Origin of the sequence: Pseudomonas sp. MWU12-2029 (genome assembly GCF_023242425.1) — a bacterium.
Taxonomy (GTDB): domain Bacteria; phylum Pseudomonadota; class Gammaproteobacteria; order Pseudomonadales; family Pseudomonadaceae; genus Aquipseudomonas; species Aquipseudomonas kribbensis.
The window spans coordinates 619379-629890 of record NZ_JALJDY010000003.1; the positions used below are offsets into that span (position 1 = coordinate 619379).

General features: G+C 59.1%; 8 protein-coding genes. 4 read left to right on the plus strand and 4 right to left on the minus strand.

The features are described 5' to 3' along the window. The 4 genes from M5B44_RS10420 to M5B44_RS10435 are packed head-to-tail and all read right to left on the minus strand — an operon-like array spanning position 1 to position 5529. On the minus strand, positions 1-1854 hold the full coding sequence (locus tag M5B44_RS10420) for an IucA/IucC family protein (RefSeq protein ID WP_248739113.1): 1854 nt from the start codon (positions 1852-1854) through the stop codon (positions 1-3). 45 nt (positions 1855-1899) lie between these two features. Then, entirely contained in the window at positions 1900-3048 is a 1149-nt protein-coding gene (locus M5B44_RS10425; protein WP_248739114.1) for an NAD/NADP-dependent octopine/nopaline dehydrogenase family protein, read from the minus strand. Between the two features lie 28 nt (positions 3049-3076). Continuing rightward, complete coding sequence (locus tag M5B44_RS10430; protein WP_192553384.1) at positions 3077-4120, minus strand: PLP-dependent cysteine synthase family protein; 1044 nt, start codon at positions 4118-4120, stop codon at positions 3077-3079. A 14-nt stretch (positions 4121-4134) separates the two neighbouring features. Further along, positions 4135-5529 carry a Y4yA family PLP-dependent enzyme gene (locus M5B44_RS10435; protein WP_248739116.1) on the minus strand — a complete coding sequence of 465 codons (1395 nt, stop codon included), beginning with the start codon at positions 5527-5529 and terminating at the stop codon, positions 4135-4137. Between the two features lie 609 nt (positions 5530-6138). Here M5B44_RS10435 and M5B44_RS10440 point away from each other — a divergent pair. From M5B44_RS10440 to M5B44_RS10455, 4 genes are all read left to right on the plus strand, one after another. Continuing rightward, positions 6139-7026: an HpcH/HpaI aldolase/citrate lyase family protein gene (locus M5B44_RS10440; RefSeq protein ID WP_248739117.1), complete on the plus strand. Its 888-nt coding sequence runs from the start codon at positions 6139-6141 to the stop codon at positions 7024-7026. A 15-nt stretch (positions 7027-7041) separates the two neighbouring features. Further along, positions 7042-7443 carry a ParB N-terminal domain-containing protein gene (locus M5B44_RS10445; protein WP_248739118.1) on the plus strand — a complete coding sequence of 134 codons (402 nt, stop codon included), beginning with the start codon at positions 7042-7044 and terminating at the stop codon, positions 7441-7443. Positions 7444-7590: 147 nt separating this feature from the next. After that, positions 7591-9795, plus strand: a complete 2205-nt coding sequence (locus M5B44_RS10450) for a TonB-dependent receptor (RefSeq protein WP_248739119.1) — start codon at positions 7591-7593, stop codon at positions 9793-9795. A 92-nt stretch (positions 9796-9887) separates the two neighbouring features. Further along, positions 9888-10265, plus strand: a complete 378-nt coding sequence (locus M5B44_RS10455; protein ID WP_248739120.1) for a fe2+ zn2+ uptake regulation protein — start codon at positions 9888-9890, stop codon at positions 10263-10265. The last annotated feature ends 247 nt before the right edge of the window (positions 10266-10512 follow it).

The window sequence follows — 10512 nt, forward strand, 5'->3', positions numbered from 1 at the left end:
TTATTGAACGACATTGAGCGGGTTGGTCAGCGTGTGCTGAATCCGGTAGTTGGAGTACTGCATCATGTGCATGCGCAACAACGAACGGGTCGGCCACGGATCATTGAGGAAGGCCTTGCGTTCGACTTCCCACAGGTCCGGCGCAACACGTTCGCGCACTGCGGCGAACGCCTGCTCGGTCTCTTCACGCAAAATGTCCCACATCCGGTTGTTGTCCAGCGCGTACTCCTTGGTCAGCCACAGGGCCATTTCATGCAGGTGCGTGAGGAACGCTGCGTCCAGCACGAACATGCGCACCGGTTCGATATCGCCCTCGAACACCGTTGGCAGAATGCCCGGCTGCACATGCGGTTGCAGGGTGTAGCCGCGTCCCTCCAGCAATGGAGCGTAGGTCCTGCCATCGCCGAAATCACGGATCAGCAGACTACGTGCTTTGCCATCCGGGGAAAACAGCACCATCGTGTTCTGCTGGTGCGCCTCGAGCCCGATGCCGTAGATCAAGTAGATCGCCACCACCGGGTGGGTGACCACTTTGGCGTACTGGCGGAACCAGTCTTCAACTTGAGCGGTATTGGCCCGAACGCCGTCACGCTCGATCAACTCGGTGAACAACGGTCGGCCACTGCCCGGCAAGCGAGTGAACAGAGAAGCCACGGTGATTGGCAGGCACTCGTCGGAGCGTTCGAACGCTTGCTGGCTGGCACGGAACACCACCGACAGATGCCGGCCGGGGTGGTCATCCTGCGTGATCGCGTTCTTGTAGCGCACGCCGATTTCTTCCGGGAAGATTTCCAGGCGCTGCTCGAAACCGTTTTCGACTTCGAGGATTTTCGTGATGACCGTGCTGATGCGCGGCCCCATGTGGATCGACTTGGCCTGCAGGCTGCGCAGCTCGCTGGTCATCCACACGGCAATCGGCAACTTGATCAGCGGCGCGCTCTCCTTGAGCACCGGCATCATCGTGCGGTACGACATGGTCGGCAGGGTCTGGATGTCCGGGCCGTCGGTGATCAGGATGCCTTCTGCGATTTCCGCCGCGAAGTTTTTCAGCACATAAGCCTGCAAATGCCACGCGTGAATCGGCAGCGGCAGCCACTCGGACTCGTCCAAGCCCTTGCCGTTGAGCGACGCTTTCCATTGCTCCCATTGAGTCGGGAAGTTGCCAGCGAACCAGCTGTGGTAATCGGTGACGTGGGGCATGCTTTCGCTTTTCGCCATGTCGGCCCGCAGCGCGGCAATGCGCAGCGGCACCTGGGCGTTGAACTCCGGCGACAGTTGCTCGACTTCTTCATCGCTCAGGCCCGGGCGGGCTTTCCAGGTCGGATAGTAGGGGTGACCTTCCAGCGAGCCCCACTGGTCGAGGAGGATCGCGGCGTCCTTGGTGCTGACGTGCTGGCGCAGGTAATCGGTCAGGCTGTCGAGGCCTTGTTCCCGGGCGGCGGCGGCCAGTCGTGCGTTCCACTGCTGGCGATGCTGACGCGCATGGGCGTCGTTCATCAGGCTGTTTTCCATGTCCGACTTGAGCCCGGCGATGCCTTCATCGGTCGGTTCGAAATCGAAGCTGTCGCGCAGCACATCCAGCAAGTCGTGATGGGTGTGAATCACCTGGCGTACGCCTTCATCGGTCACCAGCACCACGTCGCCGTCATTGACCACGGTGTCGGCCGGCCCCTTGGCGATGTTGGAAAACAACACATGGGAGCGGCCATCTTTCAGCGCGTACGTGGCCTCGTTGCCGGCCTCGGAGAAACGCAGCCCTGAGCGATCCAGAATGTTTTCGGCAAACAGGCAACGGATCATCCGTCGCAGGGCGTTCTTGCGGGAGTAGGCGATGAGTGTCTTGAAGTCATCCATATCAGCTATCTGCTCGTCGAGAAATTAATGAGGTGTTGAACCCGCTCACGCCGTGCGCGGCCAGTGGCGGGGGAAGTAGTCGAGCGCCGAGTCGCGCAAGCCCTGCATATAGGTAACGCTCCATTGCAGGACCTCTTCGATGTAAGGGACTTTCAGTTCGAAGCGCCGTGCCATTTCCACGAGTAGCACCAGGCCGTAGGCAACGTCTTCATTGAAGGCGCGGCTTTCGCGTTCGATCACGTAGCCGGCGCGGTTGTCGTCGGCCGGAATCATCGGGGCGAGGATGTCGTTGTAGGCCTGGTTGGTGCGCAGGATCGACAACATGCTGCTCTGATCGCGGATCTGCTCGCCGTAGGCTTCGACGATTTCCTGCTTGAGGGATTTCACCGACGACAGGTCGATGCCCATGCGCTGGCTGATCACGCTGCACAGTTCCTGGCTTTCCTTATCCATGCGCTCGAGGAAATAGGCGCCCAGTTCGGGGCACTCGGTCCACCAGCACATACGCTGCGGGAAGATCTTGCGATGCCACTGGCCATAAGGGCCGATCAAACCGTAGATCACCGAGCTGTGCATGATCGGATTGCCCGGTGTCAGGGTGATTTCCAGGTAGTGGTCGAGCATCGTCACGCAGGAGCCGTACAGCGTCGTGAGGATGTCCTCCAGGTGCTGCCGTGATTGCGTTGATTCCCGGTCGTGCAACGCGACATACAACTGGCTCTTGCCGCCACCCATTTTCACCGACACGCCCGGATTCAGATCGAACGCGGTGTGCGGTACATCCTTCATGCCCCAGATCACTACGTTCGAACGGTCACCCAGCGTGGCTTCCGCCAGCCAGTCGAAGCCGCAGAATCCCGGAATCGCGCCGACGTACACCGGTTTGCTCGAACTCAGATGCGGTGCGATGGCTTGCAGGGTTTGCGGTCGAGCGTGGGCCGGTACGGTGATGATCACGATGTCGGCGTCGGCCACTACGACGCTGGCGTCGGTGCTGACCTGGTCCGGTCGCGCGCTCAGCGTCGAGCCGTCCGGCATCAGCGCCTGCATCGGCAGGTTGGCGAGGTGCCGCTCGACCACTTCCTTATTGTTGGAGAGCATCGAGACCTGAACATTGGGCAACTGCTTGAACAGGATGGCATTCAGGTGCCCGGTCCGGCCTGCGCCGCAGATGGCGACTTTCAGCGGTTTCATACAGAGACTTTCCTGTGTGGGGGACGCGTCAGGCGACGCTCAATTGCAGGGGAGTGGCGTCGGATTCCAGCCAGCGGGTCTTGCCCAGCCAGTTATCCAGTTGTGGTGCCACGCCCGGATCCAGCAGGTCCCGTTCTTCCAGCCATTTGTCGTCGAACACGGTGTGCAGGTATTTCTCACCGCCGTCGGCAATCGGCACCACGACATTGCCGGTCAACGTGCCTTTGTGAATCAGCTCCAGCGCCTTGTAGATCGCACCGCCGGTCGAGCCGCCGACCAGCAGGGCCAGATTGCGCGCGATGTAGCGGGCGGTTTCGAAGGCCTGGGAATCGGTGACTTGCAGGCCCAGGTCGATGCAGCTGTAGTCGAGCACCAGGCCGACAGTGTCGCCGGCGGGAGTGCCGGTTCCCGACTGGTAATACGGATAGCCGGGATGGCCGAAGACAATGGAGCCGGCCGGTTCGACGGCCACGGTGACGATGTCCGGGTTGTGCAGTTTCAGACCCCGTGCGATGCCGGTCATCGAGCCCCCGGTGCCGACGCAACCGACGTACGCGCCAATGTGGCCACCGGCCTGGGCGATGGTTTCACGGACGAAGTCGCTGTAGCCGCCGGCGTTGGCCGCGTTGTCCGACTGGTTCATGAACACCGCACCGGGGATCTGCGAGGCCAGTTCGGCAGCCAGCCGCTGACGCTCGACCACAGCCACTTCGTCTTCCCGATAGGTTCCGGCGACAAAGCGAATCTCGGCACCGAGTGCCTTCATCACCGCGATCTTGTCCTGCGCCGCATGGTGATCGACCACGGCAATGAAATGCAGGTCGAACTCCACGGCTGCCATGGCCAGGCCGATACCGGTATTGCCGGAAGATGATTCAACGACCACGCCACCGGGTTTCAGCTTTCCGGACTTGAGTGCCGCCAATACCATGTTTCGCGCCATGCGGTCTTTAATACTGCCGCCGGGGTTGTTCTTCTCTATCTTGAGCAAAAGTCGGGCGTTGGTATCCGGAACATCAATGCCCAACATTGGTGTATTGCCAATAAGATCCGAAACTTTATTCAGTATCATCTGGACGTCTTCCCTTAATAGTCAGGTGTGAATGTGTAGTTACCTTCCGTACAACACGTCGCCATCAATCGCCGAGGCAACGGGTGGCGATGAAATTCGTTTTCCAGCAAGTCCATCTGATAACCAGCGGTGTTGGCGTAGATCAATAAGTCGCCGGTTTTTGGTGTTGTGTCGAAGTTGATCAGGCGATGAGTAATCACATCATCGTCCAGGCAACTATGGCCGGCGATGTAGGCTTGCATGGGAACAGGTTTCGATACTTTTGATGTAATAAGAATTGGATCGACAAGGTATTCAGACGAGAACCAGGTTTCACACGCGCTGAAACTGCTGCCTTCGGCAAAGACCACAACTTTGTTGTCGGCCAGTAGTTTGGTGCGGGTCACGCGAAAGACGCTTATCGCTGCTTGATCCACCAGACTACGGCCCGGTTCCAGTGCCAGTTTTATATTCTGGCTATTCAAGTAACCGGCAATGGTTTTTCCCGGCGAATGATCCGACTCCAGGAATAACTCCAGCCACTGGCAAGCCGTCAGACTGCTGCCATAAGGATAAAAAGAGTCGGGTACTCGACGGTTCTGATAATGGCTCGGGTTGTTGTCGTTCTGCAGAAAACTGTTGTAATCCTGCGGATCTACATATCGCATCGGCAGGCCTCCACCGATGTCGATCATGACCGGGTCGAGGCCCATTTCCCTTGCCGCATCGATGAAGCCGGTGACTTCACGGAAAGCCTGTACCCGGGTTTCGTAGCCGTAGCCGCCGAGGTGGAAATGGAACCCTTCGAAGTGGAACGACTCACGTTGTTCGGTCAGCACTTGCAGGCACTGAAACAAATCCTCGGCGCCCATTCCGAAGCGGCTCGCCGGGCAACTTGTCGGTCTGTAACGCAGCAGAATCCGGGCTTTGGCCGGTGGGTGCAAAGTGTCGAGCAACGCTTTGAGATGGCTGAACTCTTCCAGTGAATCCACACAAATCAGCGATCCGCCTTGCAACAGTGCGCTATGAAACGCTGCCGTTTTGGCCGGCCCGGTCGCACACAAATGTTCCGCCGGCGTTCCAGCGCGCAGTGCCGCCTGCAGCTCAAACAGGCTCGATACGTCGGTGCCGATGCCCGAAGCCGATGCCGCAGCCAGCAGGCATTGCGACTTGTTGGCCTTGGCACCGTAGAAAATCGCGTAGTCGACGTCATGTCGTTTCAATACCGATTGCAGCGCCTGAACGTTGGCCTCAAATGCATGTGGCCATACCAGATTCAGCGGGGATCCGTGTTGGTTAACGAGTTCAACAAGTTTTTCCGGAGAATGTTCAAGTAGATTGGCGATAACAGGGTCAATTAACGGTTTCAGCACTTTTGGGTATTGAACTTCTGTTGTTTCTTTAGTTGGCGGCGCAATTAATTCAGGCATAGAAAACCTCTAGCGTCGATATTCGCCATGTGCGGGTCGACAACTAATCTTTGTCGAGTCGTGTGTTCTTGCTGCTCGTCAGATACGAGGGTTTAAAGAGGTGGAGGCGGATGACAGATCCGCTCTGCAAATAAACACGGGGTATGTTCTTTCATAAAATTTTCACAAAACTGTTTCATGAGAACCCCACTCCTTAAGGTTCAGGCAGGCAAGGAGAAGGCCAATGAGTGGTGGCCTTGTCTCTTTTGAAGTGCCATTACCTGACATGTAAATGACATCATTGCGCCGAACTTTCCGTGAACAAAATCACAGGTCTTGATTTGAATCCTGACCCTGTCAGTGGCTCGAACAATATTGCGAACAGGAACGATTATCAAGTAAGGTTTTCAAATATTTTTGAATGAACACACACAACAGGGGAGTGCGAAGCCGTTTGTTCGCATGCTCAAGTAAGCGCTCGCGTGTTGATTTTAAAAACCGTCAACGCCTTGTTATTCAAGGTGTTGACGGTTGATTCAAGACACCGGGATTCAGCCCGTTTTTTCCCCTGTAACAGGTGTTCGAATTTTTTTGAAAACCCACGACTGAAGCACGCTCAGGAGAGTCCCGATGACTGTTCGTCACAGCACCAACGCCACGCTTCCCATCAGCTACCTGTTCGTTCCCGGCAACCGGCCGGAGCGCTTTTCCAAAGCGGTCGAGGCCGGGCCGGACGCGATCATTCTCGACCTCGAAGATGCCGTTCATCCGAATAGCAAAGCCGTGGCCCGGGCGTCGATCTGGGCCTGGCAGCAGAGCACGCCCGAAACCGCCAGCCAGCGTTACATCCGGCTGAACAGCGTCGGCAGTTCGCTGTTTCGCCAGGACATGACCTGGCTGGGCGACATGCGCTACCCCGAGCGCTGCGCAGGGATTTTCCTGCCCAAGGCCGAATGCCCCGAAAGCTTGTCCCGCGTGGTCGAACGCCTGCTGGAATGGAACCGTGATTTGCAAATCGTCGCCATCATCGAGACCGCCAAGGGCTTGCATCAGGTCGAGGCGATTGCCGCGATTCCCGGCCTGGCGCGGCTGGCATTCGGCTCGCTGGATTTCTCGCTGGACATCGATTGCAGCCAGATTCCCGAAGCGTTTCTGTTCGCCCGCAATCGCATCGTGCTGGCGTCGCGAGTTGCCGGATTGCCGGCGCCGATCGATGGCGTGACCCCGGCCATCAGCGACATGGCGCTGGTCGAGCGCGATTCGCGTTACGCCCGGTCGCTGGGGTTCGGCGCCAAGTTGTGTATCCACCCGTCGCAAATCGCCACGGTGCAGAAGGCCTACCTGCCCAACGCCCGCCAACTGGCGTGGGCGGACCGGGTCCTGAATGCCGTGGCCGGGGGCAGCCACGCGGTGCAAGTCGATGGCGAAATGGTCGATCTGCCGCTCATCGAACAGGCGCAACGCCTGCGGGACATGGCCAGCCAGTACGCGCTGGTCGCCAACGCGGATGCCTGCTGAAACGGGGGACGAATCATGGGACATGGTTACCAGATTGCCCTGCGTCCACTGTGCGACGTGCGGCAATCCGAGCAGGTCGATCCGCTCAACGTGCAGCGCCTGCGCGAAGCGATCATCCAGGCCGGGCACTGGCTGGAACCGATCATCGTCGAGCGCTCCCTGGGCATCGTGATGGACGGCAATCACCGGTTCAACGCAGCGCGGGCGCTGGGGTTGAAACGGGTGCCGTGTATCCAGCTCGACTACGCCGATCCGCGTGTCTGTGTACGGCATTGGCAAACCGGGCAGGCGTTCGAAGTGGCGCGGATTTTTACCACCATCGAGCGCGGCGAATTGTTCCCGTACAAGACCACCCGGCATGCGTTCGACCCCGCGCTACCGGTGATCTCCATTCCGCTGCAATGCCTGTACGACTGACCTGTGCCGGAGGGTGGGCTTCTCCCGCCCATCCTCCGCGCAAACCGATCGCCAAAAAAATTCCGACGACGCTGATACTTTTTCGATTGCTGGCTGGCAAATAGGAGTGATTACCATTTTCAGCCATTCGAGAAGGACCCCATCGTCATGTCTGTTGCACGTCGACCTTGCAGTGAACGCGCGTTAACCCTGGCTATTCGCACCGCCATGCTGAGTTCTATTCTGGCCGCAGGAAGCGCCACTGTCTGGGCAGCAGACCCCAAGCAATCCGAGCAACAAGACGCCGTCTCCACGGAAGGGCTGACGCTGGACACCACCAACGTCAACGCCAGTTACAACAGCGCGACCGCATTGCCGGAAGTGCTCGCCGGTGGCCAGGTCGCCCGGGGCGCGCGACTCGGGATGATGGGCAACAAGGACGTGATGGACACGCCGTTCAGCGTGACCAGCTACACCGCCAAAACCCTCGCCGACCTGCAAACGGTGACCGTGGCCGATGCACTGGAGCGCGACCCTTCGGTGCGCTCCACCGGGCAGACCGGCGGCATCGTCGACTCGTTTTTCATTCGCGGATTTGCGATAGGCGAGGGCAACCTCGGCGAGCTGGCCTACGACGGTGTGTACGGCGTAGCGCCCAACTACCGGGTGTTCACCGAATACGCCGAACGCGTTGAAGTGCTCAAAGGGCCGGGCGCGCTGATGTACGGGATTTCGCCCAACAGCGGAGTCGGCGGCGTGATCAACATCGTGCCCAAGCGGCCACTGGACGAAGACTTGACCCGCTTCACCGGCACTTACGCCTCCGACTCGCAAGTAGGCGGGCATCTGGACGTCAGTCGACGTTTCGGCAGCGAGAACCAGTTCGGCATCCGTTTCAACGGCAGCACCCAGGGCGGCGATACCGCCATCGACAATCAGGAACGTGCGCTGGACATCGGTGCCATCGCTCTCGATTACAAGGGCGAGCGGTTGCGCCTGAATCTGGATTACATCAGCCAGAAAGAGAGCTTCGACGCGGCCTCGCGACCGTTCACCATTGCACCGGGCGTGAAGGTTCCCTCGGCACCGAACGGCCGCACCAACCTGCCGCAGGACTGGGGCTGGTCGGACACCAAGGAACAGTCGGCATTGCTCGGCGGCGAGTACGACCTCAACGACAACCTGACCGTGTTCGCCCACGCCGGCGGTGGTCGCTCCGACGTCAAGCGCATGTCCGACCAGGTGCCGCGAATCCTCAACGACGCCGGCGACACCAGCAACATTCCCGGTTACTACAAGTTCAACGTCGATCGTTCAACGGCCGATGTGGGGATGCGCGCGCTGTTCGCCACTGGCCCGGTCACCCACACGACTACGATCATGGCGACCCGTTACCAGGACGAGTTGTCCCGTGGCATCAACAACGGCACGGAAATCCGCTCGAACATCTACCACCCGGTGGACGTGCCCAAGCAGTACATCAACTCGCCGAAAGTGCTGCGCATTTCCGAATCGGAACTGTCCGGCGTCGCGCTGACCGACACCCTCGGTTTCCTCGACGACCGGATTCAACTGACCCTCGGCGTACGCCGTCAAGACATCGAATCGCGTAACTACAGCGTATCCGGTTCGGTCAGTTCCCGTTATGACGACAGCGCCACCACACCGCTGGCGGGCGTGGTGGTCAAACCGTGGGAAGACGTCTCGCTGTACTACAACTACGTCGAAGGCTTGAGCAAAGGTGACATCGCCCCCGGTACGGCAGCCAACTCCGGCGAAACCTTCGCACCCTACAAATCCAAGCAGCATGAAATCGGTGTGAAGTACGAGCACGGCACTTTCATGACTACCCTGGCGCTGTTCCAGATCGAAAAACCGAGCGGCGAAATCGGCGCCGGCAACGTGTTCTCGGTGCAGGCCGAGCAGCGTAACCGTGGCGTCGAGTTGAGCATGTTCGGTGAAGTCGCGCCGGGCACTCGCCTGATGGGCGGCGTGACCTTGCTCGACGGCGAACTGACGGATTCGGCCACCGCCGCCAACCGTGGCAACAAACCGGTGGGCGTGCCGGATGTCCAGGCCAACCTCTGGGCCGAGTGGGACACCCCGTGGGTCGAAGGTTTCACCCTGACCGGCGGCGCGATCTACACCGACAGCCAATACGTCAATCAGGCCAACACCCAGGAACTGCCATCCTGGACCCGCATCGACGCCGGCGCCCGTTACGCCACCAAGATCGAAGGTCGGCCGACGACATTCCGCGCCACGGTGCAGAACGTGTTTGATCGTGAGTACTGGTCGGGCGTTGCGTCCTACGGCGCGTTCTCCCCGGGCTATCCACGCACGCTGCAATTGTCGGCGACCGTCGACTTCTGATCGGGAGGGCGCACTTGATGGCGGAGCCGTCGAGTGCGCCTTCTTCTATATATAGCTACGCACAGCGGCTGATCATAAAAAGGAGCATTCGAATGTTAACCAGCCCGGCATCGACGTCCTCTGGCAAGCAATCGCAGTTCCCGTTGGCGAAAGGCCAGCGGGCCTTCAATTTCGAGAGCAGCACCAATGAGCACATCCGTGAGCTGCTGCATTATTACGGGCTGCGTACCAGCCTGATCCGGATCAAGGTGATCGATGCCTTGCTGGTGGCTGCGCGCGAAGGACGCGCCGTTGGCGGGCGTGGGGTGCATGGGTATCTGCAGGCGTTTGTCAGCGGGATTCAGTTCGTCAGCGTGAGGGAAGTGCTCAAGCGTTTGTGCGAGGAGGGCGTTATCGTGTTTCAACCCGATAAGAGTTATCGGTTTACCGGTGAAGCGTTCTCGCTGCTCGAGCAGCATGCTGGCCGGTGACATTCGTTTGTGTTCAGCCAGTTCAAGACCATCTGTTTAGCCGCAGGTGGTTTTGTCGTTTTGGGGATTGATCGGACCGTTATTTATGGACGGTTTCCCTGTTTCAGTGGAGCTGATCGGAATTGCTGAACTGCGCAAAAAGTTGCGCAGTTGTCCGTAATAAAATCACGGTCAAAACCCCGGGAGGCCTTGCCGATCAAGGCCTCCAGCCAAGTGCGCAAGAAGTTGCACAGTACTGCGCAAGGCC